Annotated in this window: 23 protein-coding genes; 19 read left to right on the plus strand and 4 right to left on the minus strand. The window is 62.9% G+C overall.

Going from position 1 to position 25,538, the window contains the following annotated elements; translation table 11 throughout:
* The 6 genes from E8E78_RS00830 to E8E78_RS00855 form a co-directional block, all read left to right on the plus strand.
* Positions 1–3,651 (plus strand): immunoglobulin-like domain-containing protein (locus tag E8E78_RS00830; protein WP_280312365.1); only part of this gene is annotated, 3,651 nt, incomplete at its 5' end.
* Between the two features lie 170 nt (positions 3,652–3,821).
* On the plus strand, positions 3,822–4,163 hold the full coding sequence (locus E8E78_RS00835; RefSeq protein WP_012269973.1) for a hypothetical protein: 342 nt from the start codon (positions 3,822–3,824) through the stop codon (positions 4,161–4,163).
* A 199-nt stretch (positions 4,164–4,362) separates the two neighbouring features.
* Positions 4,363–5,262, plus strand: coding sequence for a TauD/TfdA family dioxygenase (locus E8E78_RS00840; RefSeq protein ID WP_016497465.1), 900 nt, complete (start codon positions 4,363–4,365; stop codon positions 5,260–5,262).
* Positions 5,263–5,279: 17 nt separating this feature from the next.
* Complete coding sequence (locus tag E8E78_RS00845) at positions 5,280–6,299, plus strand: ABC transporter substrate-binding protein (RefSeq protein ID WP_049273736.1); 1,020 nt, start codon at positions 5,280–5,282, stop codon at positions 6,297–6,299.
* A gap of 6 nt (positions 6,300–6,305) precedes the next feature.
* Entirely contained in the window at positions 6,306–7,169 is an 864-nt protein-coding gene (locus E8E78_RS00850; protein ID WP_016497467.1) for an ABC transporter ATP-binding protein, read from the plus strand.
* Between the two features lie 14 nt (positions 7,170–7,183).
* Complete coding sequence (locus tag E8E78_RS00855) at positions 7,184–8,047, plus strand: ABC transporter permease (protein WP_016497468.1); 864 nt, start codon at positions 7,184–7,186, stop codon at positions 8,045–8,047.
* A gap of 115 nt (positions 8,048–8,162) precedes the next feature.
* Here the strand turns inward: E8E78_RS00855 and E8E78_RS00860 are convergent, their stop codons facing one another.
* A complete protein-coding gene (locus E8E78_RS00860; protein WP_049273733.1) occupies positions 8,163–8,723 on the minus strand; it encodes a WYL domain-containing protein in 561 nt (186 codons plus the stop codon).
* Positions 8,724–8,930: 207 nt separating this feature from the next.
* On the opposite strand from E8E78_RS00860, the gene E8E78_RS00865 reads away from it, so the two are divergent.
* The 7 genes from E8E78_RS00865 (at position 8,931) to E8E78_RS00895 (ending at position 17,201) form a co-directional block, all read left to right on the plus strand.
* Positions 8,931–9,725 (plus strand): tetratricopeptide repeat protein, encoded by a 795-nt coding sequence (locus E8E78_RS00865; protein ID WP_049273732.1) that lies wholly within the window; start codon positions 8,931–8,933, stop codon positions 9,723–9,725.
* A 211-nt stretch (positions 9,726–9,936) separates the two neighbouring features.
* Positions 9,937–10,389: a MarR family transcriptional regulator gene (locus tag E8E78_RS00870; RefSeq protein WP_049273731.1), complete on the plus strand. Its 453-nt coding sequence runs from the start codon at positions 9,937–9,939 to the stop codon at positions 10,387–10,389.
* Positions 10,386–12,473 (plus strand): FUSC family protein, encoded by a 2,088-nt coding sequence (locus E8E78_RS00875; RefSeq protein ID WP_061202984.1) that lies wholly within the window; start codon positions 10,386–10,388, stop codon positions 12,471–12,473. The genes E8E78_RS00870 and E8E78_RS00875 overlap by 4 nt, the downstream gene beginning before the upstream one ends.
* Complete coding sequence (locus E8E78_RS00880; RefSeq protein WP_016497473.1) at positions 12,470–12,682, plus strand: DUF1656 domain-containing protein; 213 nt, start codon at positions 12,470–12,472, stop codon at positions 12,680–12,682. Before E8E78_RS00875 ends, E8E78_RS00880 begins: the two co-directional genes overlap by 4 nt.
* The gene (locus tag E8E78_RS00885) at positions 12,679–13,554 is read left to right on the plus strand and encodes an HlyD family secretion protein (protein WP_016497474.1); all 876 of its coding nucleotides are present in this window, start codon (positions 12,679–12,681) and stop codon (positions 13,552–13,554) included. Before E8E78_RS00880 ends, E8E78_RS00885 begins: the two co-directional genes overlap by 4 nt.
* Positions 13,551–14,969 (plus strand): TolC family protein, encoded by a 1,419-nt coding sequence (locus E8E78_RS00890; protein ID WP_049276112.1) that lies wholly within the window; start codon positions 13,551–13,553, stop codon positions 14,967–14,969. The genes E8E78_RS00885 and E8E78_RS00890 overlap by 4 nt, the downstream gene beginning before the upstream one ends.
* 288 nt (positions 14,970–15,257) lie before the next feature.
* Complete coding sequence (locus tag E8E78_RS00895; RefSeq protein ID WP_084967572.1) at positions 15,258–17,201, plus strand: FTR1 family protein; 1,944 nt, start codon at positions 15,258–15,260, stop codon at positions 17,199–17,201.
* A 35-nt stretch (positions 17,202–17,236) separates the two neighbouring features.
* On the opposite strand, the gene E8E78_RS00900 is transcribed toward E8E78_RS00895, so the two are convergent.
* Positions 17,237–17,482 (minus strand): TIGR02647 family protein, encoded by a 246-nt coding sequence (locus E8E78_RS00900; RefSeq protein ID WP_016484337.1) that lies wholly within the window; start codon positions 17,480–17,482, stop codon positions 17,237–17,239.
* Positions 17,483–17,551: 69 nt separating this feature from the next.
* Complete coding sequence (locus tag E8E78_RS00905; protein ID WP_016497478.1) at positions 17,552–17,851, minus strand: hypothetical protein; 300 nt, start codon at positions 17,849–17,851, stop codon at positions 17,552–17,554.
* A 147-nt stretch (positions 17,852–17,998) separates the two neighbouring features.
* Here E8E78_RS00905 and E8E78_RS00910 point away from each other — a divergent pair, with 147 nt between their 5' ends.
* Entirely contained in the window at positions 17,999–18,661 is a 663-nt protein-coding gene (locus E8E78_RS00910) for a glutathione S-transferase (RefSeq protein ID WP_016484339.1), read from the plus strand.
* Between the two features lie 138 nt (positions 18,662–18,799).
* Here E8E78_RS00910 and argH read toward each other — a convergent pair whose 3' ends face one another.
* Positions 18,800–20,194 (minus strand): argininosuccinate lyase, encoded by a 1,395-nt coding sequence (argH, locus tag E8E78_RS00915; RefSeq protein ID WP_014861057.1) that lies wholly within the window; start codon positions 20,192–20,194, stop codon positions 18,800–18,802.
* 296 nt (positions 20,195–20,490) lie between these two features.
* Between argH and E8E78_RS00920 the strand changes: the two genes are divergently transcribed.
* The 5 genes from E8E78_RS00920 to E8E78_RS00940 all read left to right on the plus strand — a co-directional run bounded on the left by E8E78_RS00920 (position 20,491) and on the right by E8E78_RS00940 (position 25,520).
* The gene (locus tag E8E78_RS00920) at positions 20,491–21,234 is read left to right on the plus strand and encodes a LytTR family DNA-binding domain-containing protein (RefSeq protein WP_049276110.1); all 744 of its coding nucleotides are present in this window, start codon (positions 20,491–20,493) and stop codon (positions 21,232–21,234) included.
* A 199-nt stretch (positions 21,235–21,433) separates the two neighbouring features.
* Positions 21,434–22,375, plus strand: coding sequence for a hydroxymethylbilane synthase (gene hemC / locus E8E78_RS00925; protein WP_049276109.1), 942 nt, complete (start codon positions 21,434–21,436; stop codon positions 22,373–22,375).
* Positions 22,372–23,139, plus strand: a complete 768-nt coding sequence (locus tag E8E78_RS00930) for a uroporphyrinogen-III synthase (RefSeq protein WP_049276108.1) — start codon at positions 22,372–22,374, stop codon at positions 23,137–23,139. Before hemC ends, E8E78_RS00930 begins: the two co-directional genes overlap by 4 nt.
* A gap of 45 nt (positions 23,140–23,184) precedes the next feature.
* Complete coding sequence (locus E8E78_RS00935) at positions 23,185–24,285, plus strand: uroporphyrinogen-III C-methyltransferase (protein WP_016497482.1); 1,101 nt, start codon at positions 23,185–23,187, stop codon at positions 24,283–24,285.
* Positions 24,282–25,520 carry a heme biosynthesis HemY N-terminal domain-containing protein gene (locus tag E8E78_RS00940; protein ID WP_016497483.1) on the plus strand — a complete coding sequence of 413 codons (1,239 nt, stop codon included), beginning with the start codon at positions 24,282–24,284 and terminating at the stop codon, positions 25,518–25,520. Before E8E78_RS00935 ends, E8E78_RS00940 begins: the two co-directional genes overlap by 4 nt.
* Positions 25,521–25,538: the final 18 nt, after the last annotated feature.

Below are 25,538 nucleotides of genomic sequence, written 5' to 3' on the forward strand. Positions count from 1 at the left end.
GTCGAAATCAAGGACACCCTGACCGAAGTCGTGGCCAAGCTGACGGCTACCGAGCAAGTGACCGAAGGCGGCAACATCGTCTACACCGTCACCTTGACCGGCCCGACTGGCTTGCCGATCAACAACCACGGTGCCCTGACCTTCACCCTGAGCGACGGCAAAACCACCATCACCGTACCGGCTAACCAAAGCAGCGGTAGTGTGACCGTGGCTGCGCCGGACAACGTGTACATCGGCGAGTCCACCGTCAGCCTGTCGCTTCAGTCGGTGGCAGGCCCAGGTGCAAGCCGCTTCGAAGATCTCAAGCTGGACGACAAGGCGGCCAGCACCAAAGTGGTCGACGAACCAGGCGTGGGTACTCCAGGCGCCGGCAACCAGGGCGATGTGTCCACAGTTGGCATTACTGGCACCACCTCTTTGACTGAAGGTGAAACCAGCCGTTACACACTGACCCTCAGTCACGAAGCCAAAGCCGAGGTCACCATTACCCTCAGCTACAGCGGCACCGCCAAAAACGGTGAGGACTTCACCGGTGTCACCACCGTGACGATCCCGGCCAATAGCACAGGCGCGACTTTCAACATCGCTACCATCGACGACAAGCTCGTCGAAGGTGCTGAGAACTTTGTGGTTAAGATCGAGACCGCTACCGGTGGCAGCTTCGAGAACCTGCAGGTAGACAGCAGCAAGTCGAGCGTGACTACCACCATCCTCGACAATGACCACCTGCCTGTCTCGACTGGCGGTGCCGTCACAGGTGTGGAAGATACCGAGTACTTCTTCAAGTGGAGTGACTTCAATGTTACTGATGCCGATGGCAACACCGGCCTGTTCGTAACGATCGCATCGATTCCGGTTGACGGCAGCCTGAAGGCCTACAACAGCACCACCAACACGTGGAGCAATGTGACTTCGGGCCAGGTGGTCAGCCAGGCCGACATTGACAAGGGCTACCTCAAGTTCGTACCGAAGTTGAACCAGTCGGGCATTGATGGATACGGCGGTGCCGGCGTTGGTAACAAGCAGGCTGACTACGCCCAGTTCAAGTACAAACCGAACGATGGCACCAATACCGGCAGCGAAGTGACCATGAAAGTCGACATCGCTCCGCAGGCTGATAAACCCACCCTGAGCATCGGCAGCGCCGATGTCGTGTCCAAGTCTTTGATCAAGGAAGTTTGGACTTCTTTGAAAGGACTGGGGACCGATGGCAACGGCATTACGGGCGACGCATTGAAGACCGTATTCGCCAACTCGGGTATCGCGACCTCAACGGGCTCTACCACGGATGTAAAGTCTGATGGCAGCGTCAACGCTGGCAGTGGCTCGAAAACCTCTGGCCTGATCTATCTGGAAGAAGGCAAAACCTACACCTTCAGCGGCACTGCCGATGATAGTTTGGTGGTCACCGTGGGCGGTACTACGGTCGTAACCACCACTTGGGGTGGCGGTGGACAGATTTCGGGTACCTTCACGGCTAAAGCCAGCGGCTACTACCCGATCGAGGTTTACCATGCTAACCAGGCAGGTCCTGGTAGCTATGACCTTAATATCAAGGTCGGTTCGGGTACTGCGGTTGACCTGAGCAGTGCCAACATCCCGATGTACCAGAGCGTGGCGGACATGGCCACCGCAGGCCTGACTGCGTCTGACTTGCACACTGTTAATGGCCAGAGCTACTACGACGGCTACAAGCTGAACGAAGGCCCGGAAGGTGGCTCGGTCAAGTTGGTTGGCATTACTGCTGGCCTTACTGACACCGACGGCTCTGAAAGCTTGAGCGTAAGCCTCAGTGGCATTCCGGCTGGTTCGGTGCTGAGCGATGGTGCGGGCCACACTATTAAGGTGGGCGGTACGCCTGTAGATGTAACTGGCTGGAAACTCAGCAGCCTGACACTGACGCCGCCAGCCTACTACGAGGGCAAGTTCACTATCGCAGTAACCGCTACCGCTACTGAAAGCCTTGGTGGTTCGGATAGCACCCCCGGCCAGATTCCGGTTACGGTCTACAAGGCTGACTACAAGCCAGCAGTCGGCACCACGGGCAACGACACACTCACGGGTGGCGAAAGCAACGATATCATCGTGGCAGATGTATCTGGCTTGAACGTGGTTCAGGGCAAAAACTACAACATCGCATTCATGGTCGACAGCTCCGGCAGCATGAGCGAAAAATCGATTGCCGATGCCAAGGCACAGCTTGCATCGGTGTTCAATTCACTCAAAGCCAGCTTGGGATCTGATGCCTCGGGTACGGTGAACATCTTCCTGGCTGACTTCGACAGTCAGGTTAACAAGAACGTCTCGGTCAACCTTGCCGATTCGAATGCCCTCAGCAAGCTGCAGGCGGTGCTCAATTCGATGTTGGGCGGTGAGTACTATGGTGGCGGTACCAACTATGAAGATGTGTTCAAGGCAACGGCCAACTTCTTCAAGAGCACCATGGCCACCAGTAACACTGGGGCGGAGAACCTGACGTATTTCATCACCGATGGTAAGCCGACTTTCTGGCAGAACCAGGAGGATACTAATCCTCGGCTGTGGCGCGGCACGTATTTGGATGATGTTGTGAACGTAAACAACTTTAAGATCGGTGACTATTTCGACAAGGTGATCGACGGTCAAAGACTTACTATTACCTCCAGCGGTGATGTTTACGTCAACAACTCTTACAGATCCTTGGGGACGATCCATGCTCAAGGGGATGGCACCTACGAGATTTCTTCTCGGGCGGGTTCCGGCAACTCGAGCAGTTGGGATAGCGCGAGTGACGGTTCGGCGGCCAGCTTCAAGCTGCTTTCTGGCTTGACTAAAGTTCAGGCTATCGGGCTTAACAACGATGTCAGCTGGAACGATCTCAAGGAGTATGACAGCGCCGGTAAACCACAAACCAATATCGACCCGTCCAAACTGGCGGCGGCAATTCTCGGACATACCGAGGCCACCGTTCCGGGCTCGGATAGCATCGACGGTGGCAATGGCAACGACATCATCTTCGGTGACTTGATTACCCTCAACGGCGTTGTCAGCGAGGGTTATCAAGGGTTGCAGGAGTACGTCGCGCAGAAGAGTAATGTGGATGTCAGCACCATCACTGCCAAGAACGTGCATCAGTACATCGCCGAGCACTACACCGAATTTGATATCTCGGGTGCCAACGACGGTAATGACATCCTCACAGGCGGAAATGGCAACGATATCCTCTTCGGGCAAGGCGGCATCGACAGGCTCGATGGTGGCAGAGGTAACGACATTCTGTTGGGTGGCAGCGGCGATGACTTCCTGATTGGTGGTCATGGCGACGATACTTTGATCGGTGGAGCAGGTAAGGACACCTTCATCTGGAAGGCGGGCGATTACGGCAACGACGTGATCAAGGACTTCAAGGTAGGCGAGAAAGACAAGATCGACTTGAGCGATCTGCTGCAGGGTGAGAAGGGCAGCACGATCGACAACTACCTGAAACTCACCACTGTGGAAGGCACGACCACATTGCAGGTCAGCAGCGAAGGCAAGCTCAACGATGCTGGCGGTCTGGCAAATGCCGATGTGACCATCAAGCTTGAAGGGGTGAACTGGTCCAACACCACGGTCAACTCGTTGATCAGCGGTGCCGACCCGACCATCATCATTCACAACAAAGACAGCTGATGTGCTAAAGGGCCGCTACGCGGCCCTTTCGCGACACAAGGCCGCTCCCACACGGGTCTTTCCTGCAATCTGCTGACAGCGCATACTCTGGCGCCGGGCCTGCGCGCCCGGCGATCTTTGCCTATGCTGCTGTCTACCAACAAGGAACCAACGTGACGAGGGACACCGCCATGTTCTACGTGCAACGCGACGCCGCTGGCCAGTTGCTGCGGGTAGAAGCAGCTGCTTTTGACCAGTTCACCGAAATGCTCCCCGCCGACCATGCCGATATCCAGGAATGGTTTGCCGATGACGTCGTGGAAAACAGCCTCAACCAGCTCAAGCAAAGTGACCTGGACATGATCCGCGTGCTCGAGGACCTCATCGACGTGCTGACCGCCAAGGGGGTATTCAAGATCACCGACCTGCCTGCCGGCGCACAGGCCAAGCTGCTCAACCGCTCCACCGCGCGCAAGGCGCTCAGCAGCCTCAACAACCTGATCGACGAAGAAGAGCAGGGTGGGCTGATCTGACAGTAAGGCAGCCCCGGAGACAGTGATATGGTTATGCTTTAAAGGTATTTAAAATATCGCGCTTATGACTTTATAGTCACATCCACTGCGTACCCGTCGACCAATCGATGCGCCGCACGACTTGAACCCACACGGGAAATCCCCGTGCGTTTCTGATCGTTGCGCGCCATTGAAGTCGCGCACTGCGTGGGAGTGATAAATGTCAGCCGCCTCGAACGCCTTGTCGACCATCGACAGCGCCCAGCCGCAAGTTTTCGAAATCCGCCCGTTCTCCGGTGCCGTAGGCGCCGAGATCATCGGCCTGGACCTGGCCAAACCGGTCAACGCCGAGGATTTCGCCCGTATCCATCGCGCCCACCTCGACCACCATGTCCTGGTGTTCCGCGACCAGCGCATCAGCCCGGAACAGCAGATTGCCTTCAGCCGCCGCTTTGGCGAGTTGCAGATCCATGTGCTCAAGCAGTTCCTGCTTACAGGCCATCCCGAGATCCTGATCGTTTCCAACATCATCGAAAACGGTCAGAACATCGGCCTGGGTGATGCTGGCAAGTTCTGGCACTCCGACCTTTCATACAAAGCGCTGCCCAGCCTCGGTTCCATGCTGCATGCCCAGGAACTGCCACGCGAAGGCGGCGATACGCTGTTCGCCGACATGCACAAAGCCTGGGACGCCGTACCCGACGCCTTGCGCAAAGTGGTCGAGGGCCGCAGTGCTGCCCACTCCTATACCGCCCGTTACGCCGAAACCAAATTTGAAGGCAACTGGCGCCCGAACCTGACCGCCGAGCAATTGGCGCAGGTACAGGAAGTTATCCACCCGGTGGTCCGCACCCACCCGGAAAACGGCCGCAAGGCGCTGTTTGTCAGTGAAGGCTTCACCACCCGCATCGTCGGCCTGCCCGACGATGAAAGCCGCGACGTGCTGCAACAGCTGTACGCACTGAGCGTGCTGGAGCAGAACATCTACCGCCACCAATGGCAGCCCCATGACCTGGTGTTCTGGGACAACCGCTCGTTGATCCACCTGGCCGCCGGCTGCCCCGCACACCTGCGCCGCAAGCTGTACCGCACCACCATCCAGGGCGACGCCCCGTTCTGACGACTGAGGACATCATCATGCGCAAATCCATCAGCCGCCTGGCGGCAAGCATCGGCCTGGGCGCAAGCCTGGTCGTTGGCAGCCTGGCTGCCCCTGCAGTGGCCCAGGCCGAAGGCAAGATCCGCATTGCCGAACAGTTCGGCATCGTCTACCTGCTGCTGAATGTGGTGCGTGACCAGCACCTGATCGAAAAGTACGGCAAGGAGCAGGGCATCGACATCGAAGTCGACTGGGCCCAGCTGTCGGGTGGCTCGGCCATCAACGACGCACTGCTGTCCGGCTCGGTAGACATCGCCGGCGCGGGTGTCGGCCCGCTGCTTACGGTGTGGGACCGCACCAAGGGTCGGCAGAATGTGAAGGCCGTGGCCTCGCTGGGCAACTTCCCGTACTACCTGATCAGCAGCAACCCCAACGTGAAGACCATCGCCGACATCACCAACAAAGACCGCATCGCCGTGCCAGCGGTCGGTGTTTCGGTGCAGTCGCGCTTCCTGCAGTACGCCGCCGCCCAGCAATGGGGTGACAAGGAATACAACCGCCTCGACAAATACACCCTCGCCGTACCTCACCCCGATGCCACTGCCGCGCTGCTGGCCGGCGGTACCGAGCTGAACGGGCACTTCTCCAACCCACCGTTCCAGGACCAGGTGCTCGCCAACAAGGACGTGCATGTGGTGCTCAACAGCTATGACCTGCTCGGCCCCAACTCGCCGACCTTGCTGTTTGCCACCGAGAAATTCCGCAAGGACAACCCTAAAACCTACAAGGCCTTCGTTGACGCCCTGGCCGAAGCCGCAGACTTCGCCCAGAAAGACAAGGCCGCTGCCGCCGACACCTATATCCGTGTGACCAAGGCCAAGATCGACCGCGATGCGTTGATCAAGCTGATCGACAACCCGCAGTACGAATTCACCGTCACACCAAAGAACACCTACAAGCTGGCCGATTTTCTCTATCGGGTAGGCGCCATCAAGCACAAGCCGGAATCGTGGAAGGACTACTTCTTCCAGGATGAACGCCCGCTGCAAGGGAGCTGATCGATCATGACCGCCCCATTGCCAGGCCACACGGCCAGCAACCTGAGCCGTGTCGCAACGCCGCCTTTGCTCCAGGTGGATAACCTCAGCCTCGAATACCGCACCGCGCAACGCGTGGTGCGGGCCACCCACCAGGTCAGCTTCGAAGTCGACCGTGCCGACCGCTTCGTGCTGCTGGGCCCCTCTGGCTGCGGCAAGTCCACCTTGCTCAAGGCTGTCGCCGGTTTCATCCAGCCGCAGGAAGGGCAGATTCTTTTGCAGGGCCAGGCTGTCCGTGGTCCGGGCCCCGACCGCATCGTGGTGTTCCAGGAATTTGACCAGCTGCCGCCGTGGAAAACGGTAAAGCAGAACGTCATGTTCCCGCTGCTGGTGTCTGGCCAGCTCAAGCGCGCCGAAGCCGAAGAGCGGGCACTGCATTACCTGGAAAAAGTCGGCCTGGCCGCCTTCGCCGATGCCTACCCACACACCCTGTCGGGCGGCATGAAGGCACGCGTGGCGATTGCCCGGGCCTTGGCCACGCAGCCAAAGATCCTGTTGATGGATGAGCCGTTCGCCGCCCTTGATGCGCTGACCCGGCGCAAGATGCAGGAAGAGCTGTTGCTGCTGTGGGAGGAAGTACGGTTCACCCTGCTGTTCGTGACCCACTCCATCGAGGAGGCGCTGGTGGTTGGCAACCGCATCCTGCTGCTGTCGCCGCACCCGGGGCGGGTACGGGCCGAAGTGCATAGCCATCAGTACGACCTGGGCAGCCTGGGTGGCAGCGACTTCCAGGCCAGTGCCCGGCGTATCCACCGTCTGCTGTTTGACGAGGCGGATACCCCGCAACAGCCTGACGAGCTTGGTTTTAACGATATTCGCATCGCCTACTGACAGGAGCTTCAGCCATGACCACTACACCTGTACGCCAGGAATACGAGGTGCAGCTGGAGCCCCTGCTCAGTGTGCCTCTGGAACGACAATTGCCGTTGGCCCAGCGCCTGTGGCAGCAAGGCTGGCTGCGCAAGGCGGTTATCCTGCTGGTGATCGCCGTGCTGTGGGAGGCCGTGGCCCGCTATCAGGACAACGACCTGCTGTTGCCAGGCTTTTTGCAAACCGCCGCCGCCCTGTGGGACGGGATGATCAGTGGCGAACTGCCGGCCAAGGTTGGCGTGTCGCTGGTGATTCTGCTCAAGGGTTATGTACTGGGCATCGTCCTGGCATTCGGCCTGACCAGCCTGGCGGTTTCGACCCAGCTGGGCCGCGACCTGCTGGGCACATTGACCTCGATGTTCAACCCGCTTCCGGCCATTGCCCTGCTGCCGCTGGCCTTGCTGTGGTTCGGGCTGGGCGACAATAGCCTGATCTTCGTGCTGGTGCATTCGGTGCTGTGGGCTTTGGCCCTGAATACCTACGCGGGCTTTCTGGGCGTCTCGGAAACACTGCGCATGGCGGGCCGGAACTATGGCCTGAAAGGGCTGCGGCTGGTGCTGCACATCCTGGTGCCGGCGGCTTTGCCGTCGATCCTGTCGGGGCTGAAGATCGGCTGGGCCTTTGCCTGGCGCACCCTGATTGCCGCCGAACTGGTGTTTGGCGCCAGCAGCGGTAAAGGCGGGCTGGGCTGGTACATCTTCCAGAACCGCAACGAGCTGTATACCGACAAGGTATTTGCCGGGTTGGCGGTGGTGATCCTGATTGGTTTGCTGGTGGAAGGGTTGGTGTTCAACACCCTGGAGCGGCTGACCGTGCGGCGCTGGGGGATGCAGCGCTAGTGCGTAAGCCTGTACCGGCCCCTTCGCGGGTAAACCCGCTCCCACAGGTGTGCACTACTCAAGGTCCACCGGTCTCCTGTGGGAGCGGGTTTACCCGCGAAGAGGCCGGTACAGGCTACAGATTCTGGTACTGAGCTGCCGCATTGCTCAGGATCTTGCCAATCTCTTCCCTCAATACCACAGGCTGCTCCACCACCAACCCATCCCCATGGCTCAACAGCCACCAGCGCAATGGCCAGCCGTCACTCACCGTGGCCCGCAACCGATGCCCATGCTCCAGCGCCGTCAGCTGCATGTCGCTGCTCAACGGTGCAACACGCAGTTGCCGCGCCAGTGCATCGCTGATCCGTGCCACCAGCTCCACCCCCTCACCCGTCGCCGGTTGCAACGCATCCCCCCGTAGGTGCGTCAGCAAGTCGAAGTTACCGCGCAACTCGCCCACCGCACTCGCCGACCAGTGCCAGCCGAACGGGATGCTCTTGTCATTGCGCTCTAGCGGAAAGATCAGCGACAGCTCATTGAGGTCGCGCTCGACAGTGCGTTTGCTGACCGTGAAGCCGACATCGCGCAGGCCCCAGACAAGCTCGGCGCTGGTAATGCCGGGGGAGCGGTTGGGCAGCTGGCGCAGCAGCGCCCACTGACGGCTGAGGGTGGCGCGAGTGGTGGCGAACGGCAAAATGTAACGTCCTTGTCTAGGCTTGCCGCAACAGGATGGCGGCACGCGTGCTGTATGGCAATTGGCCACAGCCTGCTCAGATCAAGGAACTCGCATTTGGTTGCCGTGTGCCGATTCGTTCGCGACAGGTTTTGACGTGACGTCACGCAGAATCACGCCTCATCACAGCCGAAGGTTGGGGTTGTGCGTCGTTCAATGAGGATGAACATGTCTGCTGCCAGCAATATCCATTCGCTGCTTGCCCGCCTTCTTCCCGAGCGGGTCATTGCACCACCGGCCCCGGTCGGGAGGCGACAGTGGCTGTTTGCCGGTGTGGGTCTGCCCAGCCAGCGCTCGATGCTGGTCAACCGCCTGGATGAGGCCAGCGACCTGCAGGCGGTGTATGCCGACCTGCGCCGCCAGGCGTTGCTGGGCAGCGTGGCGGCACTCAACGACCTCGGGTGGATCTGGCTCAACGGCAAGTACTGGCGTGCCGATACCGTGCTGGCCGGCCACCTGCTGCGCATGGCAGCCCTGCAAGGCAATGCCGCCGCTTGGTTCAACCTGGGGCAGCAGCATTACTTTGGCAAAGGCATCGACCCTTCCTACATGCAGGCAGCGGAGTGCTATCGGCAGGCCTTTGAGCGGGGCATGCTCCACGCGGCCGCGGCATTGGGCGACCTGTATGAGGAGGAGGTATGCGACGGCGACCTGGACTGGCAGGTCGACCTGGTTCAGGCCTATCAATGGTTCATGCGCGGGGCCGAGCGGGGTGAAGCACGCTGTCGCTTTGAGGTGGGTTACCGGCTGATGCACGGGCTGTATGTTGAGGCCGACCTGAAGGCCGCGCTGTACTGGCTGGAGCTGGCGGCAGCGGCGGGGGTGGTGCAGGCGGCAGAGGAGCTGGCGGTGCATTTCAGCAGCCGTGATGCAGCGCGCTATCAGGAATGGCGGGACCGGGCGGTGCAGATGGGCAGCACGCTGGCACTGACCATGAAGCTGGAAGACCAGATCCAGCCCTGATTTTCTGTTGCCTGTGCCGGCCTCTTCGCGGGAAACCACAAGCCTCAAAATGTGGGGTACCTGTAGGGGCGGGTTTACCCGCGAAGAGGCCGGCACAGGCTAAAAAATGAACAACATTTAACCCGGTTGTCCGTCACCCACTGTTGACGACAGGGGGAGGGCAAGGCGTATATTGATAGTTAGCAAACTATGAATATACTTGGTTCCTTTCATGTCCCTTGATCTCCTGCGCCTGCAAGTCAGCAGTGGCATGGTGGTCGCCGCCCGTCATTGGCGGCGCATCTGCCATACCGCCCTGACCGGTTACGGCATTTCCGAAGCCTGCGCTGCGCCGCTGCTTATGATCGTGCGCCTGGGCGACGGTGTGCACCAGGTGGCCGTAGCCCAGGCTGCCGGCCTGGAAAGCCCCTCACTGGTGCGCCTGCTCGACCAACTGTGCAAGGCTGGCCTGGTGTGCCGCAGCGAGGATCCACTGGACCGTCGCGCCAAGGCCCTGAGCCTGACCGCCGAAGGCCGTGCCCTGGCCGAGGCCATCGAAGCCGAGCTGGTGCGCCTGCGCCGCGATGTGCTCAACAGTATCGATCAGGCCGACCTGGAAGCCACCTTGCGCGTGCTGCGCGCCTTCGAAGCAGCCGGCCTGGGCGGTGCGGACGGGGTGGCATGAACGGCTTCTTCAGCTCAGTACCACCGGCCCGCGACTGGTTCTACGGTGCGCGTACCTTCGCCGCCTCCATGATCGCCTTGTACATCGCGTTGCTCATGCAGCTGCCACGCCCCTACTGGGCCATGGCCACGGTGTACATCGTCTCCAGCCCGTTCGTCGGCCCAACCAGTTCCAAGGCGTTGTACCGCGCCGTTGGCACGTTGCTGGGTGCCGGTGGCGCGATTTTCCTGGTGCCCCCGCTGGTGCAGTCGCCGTTGCTGCTGAGCATCGCCATCGCCCTGTGGACCGGCACCTTGCTGTTCCTGTCGCTGAACCTGCGCACGGCCAACAACTACGTGTTGATGCTGGCTGGCTATACCCTGCCGATGATCGCCCTGGCGGTGGTCGACAACCCGCTGGCGGTGTTCGACGTGGCGTCCTCCCGTGCCCAGGAAATTTGCCTGGGGATCGTCTGTGCGGCAGTGGTCGGCGCCATTTTCTGGCCGCGCCGGCTGGCCCCCGTGGTGGTCGGCGCCACCGGTAACTGGTTCACCGAGGCGATCCGCTACAGCGACACCTACCTGGCCCGCGAAGCCAGCGCCGACAAGGTCGGCGGCATGCGCGGGGCGATGGTCGCCACCTTCAACTCGCTGGAGCTGATGATCGGCCAGCTAGGTCACGAAGGCGCCGGCCCCCATACCCTGAAGAATGCCCGCGAACTGCGCGGGCGGATGATTCACCTGCTGCCGGTAATCGACGCGCTCGACGACGCCCTGGTGGCCCTCGAGGGCCGCGCCCCAGCCCAGTTCGCCCAGCTTCAACCCGTGCTTGAAGCCGCGCGCGAATGGCTTAAAGGCACTGCTGACAGCGCTTCGGTAACGCGCTGGACCGCGCTGCACGAGCAGATCGACCGCCTGCAGCCCGGTGCCGCCGCCCTCGACCAGCGCGCCGAACTGCTGCTGTCCAACGCCCTGTACCGCCTGACAGAATGGGCTGACTTGTGGCAGGACTGCTGCACCCTGCAGCACGCCTTGCGTACCGACGATGCCAAGCCTTGGCGCGCGGTGTACCGCCACTGGCGCCTGGGCCGCCTGACGGCATTCTTCGACCGTGGCCTGATGCTGTACTCGGTGGCCTCTACCGTACTGGCGATTGTGGTGGCGTGCGGCTTGTGGATTGGCCTGGGCTGGAACGACGGCGCCAGCGCCGTGATCCTTGCTGCCGTGTCGTGCAGCTTCTTTGCTGCCATGGACGACCCGGCGCCGCAGATCTACCGGTTCTTCTTCTGGACGCTGATGTCGGTCATCTTCTCCAGCCTGTACCTGTTCCTGGTGCTGCCCAACCTGCACGATTTCCCGATGCTGGTGCTGGCGTTTGCCGTGCCGTTCATCTGTATCGGCACCCTGACCGTGCAGCCGCGCTTCTACCTGGGCACCTTGCTGACCATCGTCAACACCTCGACCTTCATCAGCATCCAGGGTGCCTACGACGCCGACTTCTTCACCTTCCTCAACGCCAACCTGGCCGGCCCCGTTGGCCTGTTGTTCGCGTTCATCTGGACCTTGGTGATGCGCCCGTTCGGCGTGGAGCTGGCGGCCAAGCGCATGACCCGCTTCGCCTGGCGCGACATTGTCGAAATGACCGAACCGGCGACCCTGGCCGAGCAACGCCAGGTGGGCGTGCAGATGCTCGACCGCCTGATGCAGCACCTGCCGCGCCTGTCGCAAACCGGCCAGGACAGCGGCGTGGCACTGCGTGACCTGCGCGTGGGGCTGAACTTGCTCGACCTGCTGGCCTATATGCCGCGCGCCGGCCAGCAGGCCCGCGAGCGCTTGCGCACGGTGGTCGAAGAAGTCGGCGCGCACTACGCCGCCTGCCTGCGTGCCGGTGAGCGCCTGCATGCCCCGGCCGCGCTCCTGCGCAACATGGAACGCGCACGCCTGGCGCTGAACCTGGATGAATTGTACGAGCGTGGCGATGCCCGCACCCACCTGCTGCATGCCCTGAGTGGCCTGCGGCTGGCGCTGTTGCCGGGCGTGGAAGTGATGCTCGAACCCGCCGAACAACCGCAACTGCCCCCTGGCCTCGACGGAGCGCCCCTGTGATTGGTGAACTGGATATCAGCGGGGTGTTTCTGCCCACGCTGCTGGTGATGATGTTTGGCACCTACCTGGTGTTCCTGGGGGTGCACGCGGTGCTGGTGCGCCTGCATTTCTACCGCCTGGTCTGGCACCGGGCGTTGTTCAACGTTGCTCTGTATGCCGTGCTGCTTGGCGCGGTGGACCACTTTTGCCGAAACCTGATGCTGCCATGAAAAAACCTTTGCTGACCTTGGGCCGTGTGGTCCTGACCTTGCTGGTAGTGACCTTCGCCGCCGTGCTCGTGTGGCAGATGGTGGTGTACTACATGTTTGCCCCCTGGACCCGCGACGGCCACATCCGCGCCGACGTGATCCAGATCGCCCCCGATGTGTCGGGGTTGATCCAGAAGGTCGAGGTGCGCGACAACCAGACCGTCAAACGCGGTGACGTGCTGTTCACCATCGACCAGGACCGCTTCACCCTGGCCCTGCGCCAGGCCAAGGCCACCCTGGGCGAACGCCAGGAAACCCTGGCCCAGGCCTCACGCGAGGCGCAGCGCAACCGCAAGCTGGGCAACCTGGTGGCCGCCGAGCAGCTGGAAGAAAGCCAGTCCCGCGAGGCCCGAGCCCGCTCGGCTGTCAGCGAGGCCCAGGTGGCAGTCGATACCGCCCAGCTCAACCTCGACCGTTCGGTGGTGCGCAGCCCGGTGGACGGCTACCTGAACGACCGCGCCCCGCGTAACCACGAATTCGTCACCGCCGGCCGCCCGGTGCTGTCGGTGGTCGACAGCACCTCGTACCACGTCGATGGCTACTTTGAAGAGACCAAGCTGGGTGGCATCCACATTGGCGATGCCGTGGACATTCGCGTAATGGGCGACAACACCCGCCTGCGCGGCCATGTGCAGAGCTTTGCTGCGGGCATCGAAGACCGCGACCGCAGCAGCGGTGCCAACCTGCTGCCCAACGTCAACCCGGCGTTCAGCTGGGTGCGTCTGGCCCAGCGTATTCCGGTGCGCATCGCCTTCGATGAAGTGCCGCAGGACTTCCGCATGATTGCCGGGCGCACCGCCACGGTGTCGATCATCGAGGGCGAGCGCCCATGAAACAGCTGATCCTGGCCGGCCTGTGCCTGTCGCTAGGGGCCTGCATGATGGTAGGGCCCGACTATGAGGTGCCCAAGGACGCGGCGGTGCAACGCAGCGACCTGAGCGGCCCCCTGCGCCAGGATGCCGACAGCGTGGTCTCGGCGCCGGTGCCCGAGGACTGGTGGCAGCTGTATCAGGACCAGCGGCTGAACGCGCTAGTGCGTCAGGCCCTGAGTGCCAACACCGAGCTACGCGTGGCGGCTGCCAACATCGCCAAGGCCCGCGCCCAGGTGGAGGTGGCCGAATCGCAAGGCGGCTTCAACGGTGGCGTCAAACTCGGCGCCCAGCGGTTGCAGGAGTCGGGCGAAGCCTTCCTGCAGCCCGAGAAGGTACCGGTGGCCAACATCGGCGAGGCCATTATCAGTGCCTCGTACCAGTTCGACCTGTGGGGCACCTTCAAGCGCGGCACCGAGGCCGCCAAGGCCAATGCCGACGCTGTGCAGGCCGCTGCCGATACCGCCCGTATTACCTTGGTGGCAGACGTCGTCAAGGCTTATACCCAGGTGTGCTCGGCCAACGAGGAACTCCACATCGCCCGCGAGTCGCTGGACCTGCAGGAGCAGAGCGTCACGCTCAACCAGCGCCTGCGCGATGCCGGCCGCGGTGATGAAACCCAGGTCACCCGTTCGCAGACCCAGTTCAAATCCTTGCGCGCCGAACTGCCACGTTTCAAGGCCGAGCGCGAAACCGGCATGTACACACTGGCCGCGCTGCTGGCCAAGCCGGTCGACCAGTTGCCTGCCGGCACCGCAGATTGTGCCGAGCTGCCGCACCTGAACCAGCTAGTCCCGGTGGGGGATGGCGCCGCGCTGCTCAAACGTCGCCCCGACGTGCGCCAGGCCGAGCGCCAGCTGGCTGCTGCCACTGCCTACATCGGCGTGGCCACCGGCGCGCTGTACCCGGACATCAGCATTGGCGCCCAGGTCGGCACCATCGGCATTCTGGAAAACCTCGGCGAGCCGTCGACCAACCGCTGGGGCTTCGGCCCGCAGGTCAGCTGGACCATCCCCACCAATGGCACCCGTGCGCGTATTCGCATGGCCGAAGCCTCTACCCAGGCGGCGTTGGCGAACTTCGATGGCGTGGTGCTGAACGCCATTCGCGAAACCCAGACCCGCCTGGCGCAGTACAGCGCCCTGCTGGACCGGCGTGATGCCTTGGCCGAGGCAGAAAAATCGGCCAAGGAAGCGGCGGACCAGACCCACCGGTATTACCAGGCAGGGCGTGAATCGTTCCTGGCGGATTTGCAGGCCACACGCACCTATACCGACATGCGTGCGCAGTTGGCAGCGGCCAATAGTCAGGTAGCCATGGGGCAGATCGGGGTGTTCCTGGCGCTGGGTGGTGGCTGGAAGGACACCGCCAAGCCTTGAGGCCCAATCGCCGGCAAGCCAGCTCCCACAGGTACGCCACTGCTATCGAGCCTTGTGACTCACCTGTAGGAGCTGGCTTGCCGGCGATGAGGCCCTGACAGGCCGGGATTACTCAATTGGTACCCAGTGTTTCCTGTGGGATCGACGTGGCCGCCATCGCCGGCAAAGCCAGCCCCCACTGATCAGCGCAGGTTCTGAGGGCGGCGGAATGCTTGTCATCTGATTTGTAGCAAGATTTTTCATGAAATCCGCCCAGCACCCTTGAGCGAAGGCAAGTCGGAGTGAACAATGTTCTCTTTCGCATTCCCTTCGAGACTGGCCATGAAAACCCGTTCCTGTCTGCTTGCCTGGCTGCCGGCTATATTGCTTGGCCCGGTGCTGGCGCTGTGCAGCACCCTGGCGCAGGCCGAGTCCCCCGCCGAGGCCGGCAAGGCCCTGCACCTGCTGGACTACATCGGCGCCGACTACCCGCCGACCGTGCAAGGCGGCAAAGTGATCGACGAGGGCGAATACCGCGAGCAACAGGAATTCAGCGCGGTATTGGCCGACCTGGTCAAAGCCCTGCCCACAAATACCGAGCAAGCCGCCCTGGAACAGGGCGTCCAGGCGTTACGCCAGGCCATTGATCAGCGACAGGAGGGCACCGCTGTCGCCCGGCAGGCCCGCCAGCTGGGCGCGCGACTGGCAGTGGCCTACGAGGTCAGCCAGGCCCCGGTGATCACACCTGACCCGGCCCGTGGCGCTTCGCTTTATGCGCAAAACTGCTCGATCTGCCACGGAGACACCGGCGCAGGCGACGGCCCCGCTGGCGTGGGCCTGGAGCCTGCGCCCGCCAACCTGCGTGATGTCGTGCGTCTGGACCAGTTGAGCCTGTTCGATCTCTACAACACCCTGGCCCTGGGCATCGACGGCACTGAGATGCCGTCCTTTGCCGACCAGTTGGATGATCGCCAGCGCTGGGATGTGGCCGCCTATATCGCCAGCTTCACCGCCAAGCCGGAAGCCGGCAAAGGCGACAAGACCTGGAACATCGCCGACCTGGCTCGCCAGACCCCGGCCGAAGTCGCCGCCAACGAAGGCAGCGCGGTCGTGGAAGCTTTCCGTGCCCAGCGTGCCCAGCCGCCGCAAGTCAAGCGCGGCCCGGCGCAACTGCTCGAATACACTGCCAACACGCTGGACAAAAGCTTGGCCGCCTACCGCGCAGGTGACCAGGACCAGGCCTATGACCTGTCGGTAGCGGCCTATCTGGAAGGCTTCGAGCTGGTGGAAAGCTCGCTGGACAACATCGACACCCAGGCGCGCAAGGACACCGAAAAATCCCTGATGGCCTACCGTCAGTCCCTGCAGGATGGCCTGCCCGTGGCTCAGGCCGAACAGCGTCTGGCTGAGGCAAAGAGCAGGCTCGACCAGGCCGCCAAGCTGTTGGGCAGCGACGGCCTGAGCTGGTCGCTGAGTTATATCTCCGGTTTGCTGATCCTGCTGCGCGAAGGCCTGGAGGCAATTCTGGTGCTGGCGGCGATCCTGGCCTTCCTCCGTAACACCGGGCAGCAGTCGGCGGTACGCAGCGTCAACATCGGGTGGGGGCTGGCGCTGGTCGCCGGGTTCGCCACCTGGGCGGTGGCGGCCTATGTGATCGATGTGGGCGGCGCCCAGCGCGAACTGCTGGAAGGCTGCACGGCGCTGTTTGCCGCGGTGATGGTGCTATGGCTCGGTGTATGGATGCATGACCGCCGCCACGCTGCTGCCTGGAAGGACTACATCAAAAGCAGCCTGGTCAGCGGCGGCGGGCGCTTTGGCTTTGCGATGCTGGCGTTTTTCTCGGTGTACCGCGAACTGTTCGAAGTGATCCTGTTCTACGAAACCCTGTGGTTGCAGGCAGGCCCTGCCGGGCACCAGGCGGTGCTGGCGGGGGGCGCCACGGCGCTGGTGCTGCTGGTGGGCCTGGCCTGGGTGATCTTGCGCGGTTCTGCCAAGCTGCCGCTGACGCTGTTCTTCAGCATCAACGCCGCGCTGCTTTGCGCGCTGTCGGTGGTGTTTGCCGGGCATGGCGTGAAGGCGCTGCAAGAAGCCGGGGTGCTGGGCACACGGCCGGTGGCGTTCTTCGAGTTCGATTGGCTGGGCATTCACGCTGATGCTTACTCGCTGTCGGCACAGGCGGTGGCCTTGCTGGCCATCGTGTTCCTGTATGGGCGCTCGTGGCTGGTGGAAAAGCGCAGGGCAACGGCCAACTGACCGGGGGCCGCAGCGCGGCCCCTTGTGATCTCTGTTCAGGCCGGCTGTGGCGCCTTGAGGATGTTCTGCAGCAGCTGGACACTGTCAACGGCGTCGTGACCCAGGCTGGTCAGGTAGCCGCCATCGGGTTGATCGGTCAGCCCCTTTTCATGCAGGCGTTGCGCAGCGGCGACCAGGGCAGGGGCGGCGTTGCTGTTTATCTTGATGCCTTCCTGGCTGCTGTCGTGTTTGAACAGCGCGAGTACTTCCAGTTCAGCGATCAGATCGGGGGTAAAAGACATGGCGACTCCTGACTTCCAGACAAGGATGGCGGCACCGCTTACGGTGCCTGACCTTCGAGTGTAGTCGGGTTATTCGTCCTCGCCTTGATCCATCTCAGGCGGCAGCTCCGGCAGCGCCCGCAAGGCGTTCTCGTACCACTCGCCGTTGAACGCGCGGTCTTCCACCAGCATGTTGTCGATTTCAAAGGCCAGCACATGGGCCATCAGGTTGAGGATGTCCTCGCGCTCGTAACCGACCAGGGTCAGCTTGTTGAAGGTGGCCTTGGCCGCAGGCGGTTCGCCGCTTTCAATCTGGTTTTCGATGGCCTGGGTCAGTGTCGCCTCGGCGAAGGCTTCGTCGTCATTGTCGATGTCGGTGGGCTCGCTCATGGCGGTACTCCTGTGATGGGATGCACAGTGTGCCACGCCCGTGGCGGCAATGCCCGGGCATTGACGGGGTGCATGACGCTGGTCAGGGGCGGGCTTAGGGTCTATAAAAGCCGGGCCAACCCCTTACGGCCTGGAGGCTGTTACCTCATGCTCAAGCTTCATGGATTCTCGGTCAGCAACTACTACAACATGGTCAAGCTGGCCCTGCTGGAAAAAGGCCTGCCCTTCGAAGAAGTCACCTTCTATGGCGGCCAGGCGCCACAGGCGCTGGAAGTGAGCCCGCGGGGCAAGGTGCCGGTGCTGCAGACCGAGCACGGCTTCCTCAGCGAAACCAGTGTAATCCTCGACTACATCGAGCAGACCCAAGGCGGCAAGGCACTGCTGCCGGCCGACCCGTTCGGGCAGGCCAAGGTGCGTGAGCTGCTCAAGGAAATCGAGCTGTACATCGAGCTGCCGGCGCGTACTTGCTATGCCGAGTCGTTCTTCGGCATGTCGGTTGAGCCCTTGGTCAAAGAGAAAGCGCGTGCCGATTTGCTGGCCGGCTTTGCCACCCTCAAGCGCAACGGTCGCTTTGCGCCCTATGTTGCGGGTGAGCAGCTGACGCTGGCAGACCTGATGTTCTGCTTCTCGGTCGACCTGGCTTATGCCGTGGGCAAGAAAGTGCTGAACATCGACTTTTTGGCCGACTTCCCGCAGGCCAAGGCGTTGCTGCAGCTGATGGGCGAGAACCCGCACATGGCGCGGATCGTGGCGGACAAGGAAGCGTCGATGCCGGCCTTCATGGAGATGATTCGCAGCGGTAAACGCTAACCGGAGCTAGCGCTGAACCTGTAGGAGCAGCCTTGTGCTGCGAAGAGGCCGGTGCAAACACCCTCTATCCATGGTGTTTGCACCGGCCTCTTCGCAGCACAAGGCTGCTCCTACAAAAAGCAGGGCTGCGAGGCTGGCTTAACGCGAAGCCAGCAGCGCCTTGCCACGAACAACGGCAGCGCGTACCTGCGCCGGTGCCGTACCACCAATGTGGTCACGGGCATTCACCGAGCCTTCCAGGGTCAGCACGGCAAACACGTCCTGCTCGATCTGGTCGCTGAACTGGCGCAGTTCGTCCAGGCTCATCTCGGCCAGGTCCTTGCCGGTGTCCACGCCGTACTTCACAGCGTGGCCAACGATTTCGTGGCAGTCACGGAACGGCAGGCCACGGCGTACCAGGTAGTCGGCCAGGTCGGTGGCGGTGGAGAAACCGCGCAGGGCCGCTTCACGCATGATGGCGTGCTTTGGCTTGATCGCCGGGATCATGTCGGCAAAGGCACGCAGCGAGTCGCGCAGGGTGTCGGCAGCGTCGAACAGCGGCTCCTTGTCTTCCTGGTTGTCCTTGTTGTAAGCCAGCGGTTGGCCTTTCATCAGGGTCAGCAGGCCGGTGAGGGCGCCGAACACGCGGCCGCTCTTGCCACGTACCAGCTCTGGCACGTCCGGGTTCTTTTTCTGCGGCATGATCGAGCTGCCGGTGCAGAAGCGGTCCGGCAGGTCGATGAACTGGAACTGCGCGCTGGTCCACAGCACCAGCTCTTCCGAGAAGCGCGACAGGTGCATCATCGCCACGCTGGCAGCGGCGCAGAATTCGATGGCAAAGTCACGGTCCGACACGCCGTCCAGCGAGTTGCCGGCCACGGCTTCGAAGCCCAGCAGCTTGCAGGTCAGTTCGCGGTCGATGGGGTAGGTGGTGCCCGCCAGCGCGGCGCTGCCCAGGGGCATGCGATTGGTGCGCTTGCGGCAGTCGACCAGGCGCTCGTAGTCGCGGCTGAGCATTTCGAACCAGGCCAGCAGGTGGTGGCCGAAGGTGACCGGCTGAGCCGTCTGCAGGTGGGTGAAACCGGGCATGATGGTTTCGGCTTCACGCTCGGCCTGCTCCAGCAGGCCCTGCTGCAGGCGGGTGATTTCGGCCAGGATCAGGTCGATTTCGTCGCGCAGCCAGAGGCGGATATCGGTGGCCACCTGGTCGTTGCGGCTGCGGCCGGTGTGCAGCTTCTTGCCGGTGATGCCGATGCGGTCGGTCAGGCGTGCTTCGATGTTCATGTGCACGTCTTCGAGGTCGACGCGCCAGTCGAAGTTGCCGGCTTCGATTTCGCCCTGGATGGTCTTCAGGCCATCGATGATGGTGTCGCGCTCGGCATCGCTGAGCACGCCGACCTGCGCCAGCATGGTGGCATGGGCGATCGAACCCATGATGTCGTGGCGGTACAGGCGCTTGTCGAAATCGACCGAGGCGGTGAAACGGGCGACGAAGGCGTCGACGGGCTCACTGAAGCGGCCGCCCCAGGACTGATTGGTCTTGTCGGTGCTCATGGATTCACTCATTGCAGGCGTGAACGAAAAAGTGGCGCCGATAATAGCAGGGTTGGGCTGGCTGCCGCAGGGCGCCGGTCGAGAGAAATGCCCGGAAAATGGCAGAGAAGGATTTTAAGGAATGAACGGCAGTGTTCCACGGACCGTCTACAGTTGGACAAAGGACTGGCGGTGAATCTGCCGTCCGAGTGAATCTTTGGCCATCGCACCGGTCTAGAGCGTGACCGCAGTGTCGCTCGAACCACACCTGTCTACGCTATACCTGTGCGAGACTCATTCAGGAATCCAGCGCAATTATGAATGTCCTGATCGTTGATGACGAACCCCAAGGCCGTGAACGCCTCAGCCGGCTACTCGGCGAACTGGAGGGTTACACCGTGCTGGAGCCTAGCGCCACCAACGGCGAGGAGGCCCTTGCGCTGATCGAAAGCCTCAAGCCCGATGTGGTCCTGCTGGACATCGGCATGCCAGGCCTGGATGGCCTGCAGGTAGCCGCTCGCCTGTGCGAACGCGAGGCGCCGCCGGCGGTGGTGTTTTGCACCGGGGATGACGAATACGGTGCCGAGGCATTCAAGGACAGTACCCTCAGCCATGTGACCAAGCCGTTCCAGACCCAGGCGTTGCGCGATGCCTTGCGCAAGGCCGAAAAACCCAACCGCGCCCAGTTGGCGGCGCTTACCCGGCCGGCCAATGAAGGTGGCGGCCCACGTAGCCACATCAGTGCCCGCACGCGTAAAGGCATCGAGCTGATTCCTTTGCCCCAGGTGATCTATTTCATTGCCGACCACAAATACGTCACCTTGCGCCACGAGGCCGGGGAAGTGCTGCTCGACGAGCCGCTCAAAGCCCTGGAGGATGAATTTGGCGAACGCTTCGTGCGTATTCACCGCAATGCGCTGGTTGCCCGCGAGCGCATAGAACGCTTGCAGCGTACCCCGCTGGGGCACTTTCAGCTGTACCTGAAAGGCCTGGACGGTGATGCCCTGACAGTCAGCCGCCGGCATGTTGCCGGCGTGCGCAAGATGATGCAGACCCTCTGATACGGCGCCCGCATGGCAAGGGCTGCGCCCTTGTTCGCGGGTAAATCCGCTCCCACAGGTTGATCATTGGGCTGTAGAGCGGCACCTCACCCTGTGGGAGCGGCTTTAGCCGCGAAGAGGCCCTCAGCTGATCCACATCTGCAAGCGATAAAGGAGATGCTGTTATCATCGGCGGCATTTCTCTGGATCGGGGCGTTCCATGTCCACTCGCGAAATCCGCATTGCCACCCGTAAAAGTGCCTTGGCCCTGTGGCAGGCCGAATACGTCAAAGCCCGCCTGGAGCAGGCCCACCCCGGTCTGCTGGTGACCCTGGTGCCCATGGTCAGCCGGGGTGACAAGCTGCTCGACGCGCCGCTGGCAAAAATCGGCGGCAAGGGCCTGTTCGTCAAGGAGCTGGAAACCGCCCTGCTGGACAACGAAGCCGACATCGCCGTGCATTCGATGAAAGACGTGCCCATGGACTTCCCCGAAGGCCTGGGCCTGTACTGCATCTGCGAGCGTGAAGACCCGCGTGATGCCTTCGTTTCCAACACCTTTGACAGCCTTGAAGCGCTGCCTGCCGGCAGCATCGTCGGCACTTCCAGCCTGCGCCGTCAGGCCCAGTTGCTGGCGCGCCGCCCAGACCTGCAAATCCGCTTCCTGCGGGGCAACGTCAACACGCGCCTGGCCAAGCTGGACGCCGGCGAGTACGACGCCATCATCCTCGCCGCCGCCGGCCTGATCCGCCTCGGCTTTGAAGACCGCATCACCGCCACCATCAGCGTCGATGACAGCCTGCCGGCTGGCGGCCAGGGTGCGGTGGGCATCGAGTGCCGCAGTGCCGACCTCGAGATCCACGCACTCCTGGCGCCGCTGCACCATGCCGACACCGCCGACCGGGTAGTGGCCGAACGCGCCCTGAACAAACACCTGAATGGTGGCTGCCAGGTGCCGATTGCCTGCTACGCGGTGCTCGAAGGTGACCAGCTTTGGCTGCGTGGCCTGGTTGGCCAGCCGAGCGGGGGTACCCTGCTGGTGGCCGAAGCCCGTGCCAATCGCGCTGCTGCCGAGACCTTGGGCGTACAGGTGGCCGAAGACCTGCTGGGCCAAGGTGCCGAGGCCATCCTCAAGGAAGTCTACGGCGAGGCCGGCCACCCGTGAGCCAATGGCGCCTGCTGCTGACCCGGCCTGCCGAGGACTGTGCGGCGCTGGCGCAAAGCCTGGCGGCAGCGGGGGTGGGCAGCAGCTGCCTGCCGCTGCTGGCGATAGAGCCCGTCACCGTGGAGCCCCGGCAACGTCTGCTGCTGGAAGGCCTGCATGACTTCCAGGCGATCATCGTGGTCAGCAAGCCAGCTGCCCGGTTGTTGCTTGAGCAACTGGCCGAAGCCAGCCTGCAGCCGCCACGGCAAGGCTGGTTCACCGTGGGTGAGGCAACCGCTGCAGTGCTGCAGGGCGCCGGGCTGGAGGTAAACACTCCGCCGCGTGGCGATGACAGCGAAGCCTTGCTGGCGTTACCGGCCCTGCTTCAGGCCGTTGCCGTGCCTGCAGCGCGTGTCCTGGTCGTGCGCGGCGTCGGAGGTCGCGAACTGCTGGCAGAGCGTCTTGCAGAGCAAGGTGCTAGTGTCGAATATCTGGAACTGTATCGTCGCTGCCTGCCGGATTACCCGGCGGGCACCCTGAAGCGCCGCATCGAAGCGGAACGCCTCAATGGCCTGGTGGTCAGCAGTGGGCAGGGTTTTGAACATCTGCAGCAGCTGGCCGGCGCGGATTGGCCGCAGCTGGCACGCCTGCCGCTGTTCGTGCCCAGCCCACGGGTTGCCGAACAGGCCCGGGCCGCCGGGGCCCAACAGGTTGTGGATTGCCGTGGCGCCAGTGCCACGGCTTTGCTGGTAGCCGTGCAGCGCAGCGCTGCACCTGCCTCTTAAGGCGCTAAGCTGAACGCGATGCGCCCCCATGCAAAGGATGGATACGTGAGCGAGACTGTCTTGTCCAATAATGATCAGCCGTCGGCACAGGCGCCGGCGGAACCTGTCACCGCCCCACCTGCCAAGCGCTCCGGCAGTGGCCTGGCAGCGCTGGCCTTGCTGCTGGGTGCGGCCGGGGTGGCAGTAGGTGGCTGGGGTGTCTGGCAGGTACGTCAACTGCAAGGCAGCGAGTTCAACCAGGGCCAGCACATCGAGGCGCTCACCCAGCGCGCCGAAGCCCTGCAGCAGCGCGAACAGCAGATCAGCGCGCAACTGGCCAGCCTGCCGGCGGCCAGCGAGCTGGAAGACCGCCGGCGCCTGGTGGCGCAATTGCAGGGCGACCAGCAGCGTCTCAGCCAGCGCCTGGAAACCGTGCTAGGCGAAAGCCGCAAAGAGTGGCGCCTGGCTGAAGCCGAGCACCTGTTGCGCCTGGCTACCCTGCGCCTGTCGGCCTTGCAGGACATCACCAGCGCCAAGGCCCTGGTCGAAGGCGCCGACGAGATCCTGCGCGAGCAGAGCGACCCGGGAGCCTTCGCTGCCCGTGAGCAACTGGCACGCAGCCTGGCCACGCTCAACAGCACCCAGCAACCGGACCGTACCGGCCTGTTCCTGAAACTGGCTGCACAGCGTGAGCTGGTACAGCAGCTGAGTGCGCAATCGCCCGAGTTCGACAGCAATGCCGATGCGTTGGGTGCCCTGACCGCCGACGGCGATGGTGCCAGCCGGCTGTCGCAGTGGTGGGCAGAAATCTCCAAGTACTTCCAGATCGACTTCAACGCCGATGAAAACGTGCGGCCACTGCTGGCCGGCCAGCAACTGAACCAGCTGCGCCTGGCCCTGAGCCTGACCATCGAGCAGGCCCAGTGGGCGGCGCTCAATGGTGACGCCAAGGTCTACACCCAGGCACTGGACGACGCCCGCAGCGTGTTGTTGGCCAACTTCAACGCCGACAACCCGCAAAGCAAGGCCATGCTTGAGAGCCTCAATGCCCTGGCCGATCAGCCGGTGTCGGTGGTTACCCCCGACCTCAGCGAAAGCCTGGCGGCCGTGCAGGCCTACATTCAGCGCCGTCACCTGCCGGCTGAGGCTGAAGGGGGCAAACCATGAAGCGTGTCTACCTGCTGGCCGTGCTGGCAATCGTGATTGCCGCGGCACTGGGTATTGCGGTCGCCAAGCACAGCGGTTACGTACTGCTTTCCTATGGAAGCTTCCGCTATCAATCGGGGCTGTGGGCGGCCTTGGCCGGGCTGCTGGCCGTGGTCGCTCTGTTGTGGCTGTTGCGTTACCTGGTCGGCCTGGTGCTGACCTCCAGCGGTGTGGTCAACCCGTGGTCGCGGCGTAATCGCAGCCGGCGCATCCGTCTGGCCATCGAACAGGGCCAGCTGGACCTTGCCGAGGGCCGCTGGGCCAGTGCTCAACGCCACCTGCACCGTGCCGCCGAGGCTGAACGCCAGCCGCTGCTGTACTACCTCGGTGCCGCCCGTGCTGCCAACGAGCAGGGCCGCACCGAAGACAGCGACAACCTGCTGGAGCGCGCGCTGGAGCGTCAGCCGCAAGCAGAACTGGCCATCGCCCTGACCCATGCACAGTTGCAGATGGACCGTGGTGAAAGTGACGGCGCCCTGGAAACCCTGTTGGCCATGCAGGAACGCCACCCTCACAACGGCCAGGTGCTGCGCCTGCTGCAGCGCCTGTACCTGCAGCGCGGTGACTGGTCGGCACTGATTCGCCTGCTGCCAGACCTGCGCAAGGGCAAGGTGCTGCCTGCCGCGGAGCTGGCCGCTTTGGAGCAACGCGCCTGGGGCCAGAACCTGAGCCTGGCCACCACCCGTGGCGAAGATGCGCAAAGCGCACGTCAGGCCCTGGAACGCGCCTGGCAGCAGCTGACCGCGGCCCAGCGCCAGGAGCCGCAACTGGTGCTGGCCTACGCTGAGCAATTGCGCCAGGTAGGTGCCCAGAACGAAGCCGAGCAGGTGTTGCGCACCGCCCTCAAGCGTGGATACGAAAGCCACCTGGCCCGCCTGTACGGCCTGGTGCGCGGTGATGACCCGGCGCGCCAGCTGCAAACCGCCGAAGGCTGGCTCAAGGATCACCCGCAAGACGCCAGCCTGTTACTGACCCTGGGCCGCCTGAGCCTGCAGAACCGGCTGTGGGGCAAGGCGCGGGACTACTTGGAAAGCAGCCTGCGCATGGAACGCAACCCCGAGGCCTGTGCCGAACTGGCTCGCCTGCTCGCTGGCCTGGGCGAGACCGAGCGAAGCAACCAGCTGTTCCAGGAGGGCCTTGGCCTGCTGGACGAGCGCCTGCTGGCGCTGCCCCTGCCAGAAGGCGTACGCGCCTGACCCACCCCAAAGCCCGCG

It is taken from the genome of Pseudomonas sp. BN505 (assembly GCF_029873175.1).
In the GTDB taxonomy this organism is placed as follows: Bacteria; Pseudomonadota; Gammaproteobacteria; order Pseudomonadales; family Pseudomonadaceae; genus Aquipseudomonas; species Aquipseudomonas putida.

What these genes read in the sequence shown, in the direction of transcription:
- E8E78_RS00835 (WP_012269973.1), top strand. Translation starts at nt 3,822, where the DNA reads ATGTTCTACGTGCAACGCGACGCCGCTGGCCAGTTGCTGCGGGTAGAA.
- E8E78_RS00840 (WP_016497465.1), top strand. Translation starts at nt 4,363, where the DNA reads ATGTCAGCCGCCTCGAACGCCTTGTCGACCATCGACAGCGCCCAGCCG.
- E8E78_RS00845 (WP_049273736.1), top strand. Translation starts at nt 5,280, where the DNA reads ATGCGCAAATCCATCAGCCGCCTGGCGGCAAGCATCGGCCTGGGCGCA.
- E8E78_RS00850 (WP_016497467.1), top strand. Translation starts at nt 6,306, where the DNA reads ATGACCGCCCCATTGCCAGGCCACACGGCCAGCAACCTGAGCCGTGTC.
- E8E78_RS00855 (WP_016497468.1), top strand. Translation starts at nt 7,184, where the DNA reads ATGACCACTACACCTGTACGCCAGGAATACGAGGTGCAGCTGGAGCCC.
- E8E78_RS00865 (WP_049273732.1), top strand. Translation starts at nt 8,931, where the DNA reads ATGTCTGCTGCCAGCAATATCCATTCGCTGCTTGCCCGCCTTCTTCCC.
- E8E78_RS00870 (WP_049273731.1), top strand. Translation starts at nt 9,937, where the DNA reads ATGTCCCTTGATCTCCTGCGCCTGCAAGTCAGCAGTGGCATGGTGGTC.
- E8E78_RS00875 (WP_061202984.1), top strand. Translation starts at nt 10,386, where the DNA reads ATGAACGGCTTCTTCAGCTCAGTACCACCGGCCCGCGACTGGTTCTAC.
- E8E78_RS00885 (WP_016497474.1), top strand. Translation starts at nt 12,679, where the DNA reads ATGAAAAAACCTTTGCTGACCTTGGGCCGTGTGGTCCTGACCTTGCTG.
- E8E78_RS00890 (WP_049276112.1), top strand. Translation starts at nt 13,551, where the DNA reads ATGAAACAGCTGATCCTGGCCGGCCTGTGCCTGTCGCTAGGGGCCTGC.
- E8E78_RS00895 (WP_084967572.1), top strand. Translation starts at nt 15,258, where the DNA reads ATGTTCTCTTTCGCATTCCCTTCGAGACTGGCCATGAAAACCCGTTCC.
- E8E78_RS00900 (WP_016484337.1), bottom strand. Translation starts at nt 17,482, where the DNA reads ATGTCTTTTACCCCCGATCTGATCGCTGAACTGGAAGTACTCGCGCTG.
- E8E78_RS00905 (WP_016497478.1), bottom strand. Translation starts at nt 17,851, where the DNA reads ATGAGCGAGCCCACCGACATCGACAATGACGACGAAGCCTTCGCCGAG.
- E8E78_RS00910 (WP_016484339.1), top strand. Translation starts at nt 17,999, where the DNA reads ATGCTCAAGCTTCATGGATTCTCGGTCAGCAACTACTACAACATGGTC.
- argH (WP_014861057.1), bottom strand. Translation starts at nt 20,194, where the DNA reads ATGAGCACCGACAAGACCAATCAGTCCTGGGGCGGCCGCTTCAGTGAG.
- E8E78_RS00920 (WP_049276110.1), top strand. Translation starts at nt 20,491, where the DNA reads ATGAATGTCCTGATCGTTGATGACGAACCCCAAGGCCGTGAACGCCTC.
- hemC (WP_049276109.1), top strand. Translation starts at nt 21,434, where the DNA reads ATGTCCACTCGCGAAATCCGCATTGCCACCCGTAAAAGTGCCTTGGCC.
- E8E78_RS00940 (WP_016497483.1), top strand. Translation starts at nt 24,282, where the DNA reads ATGAAGCGTGTCTACCTGCTGGCCGTGCTGGCAATCGTGATTGCCGCG.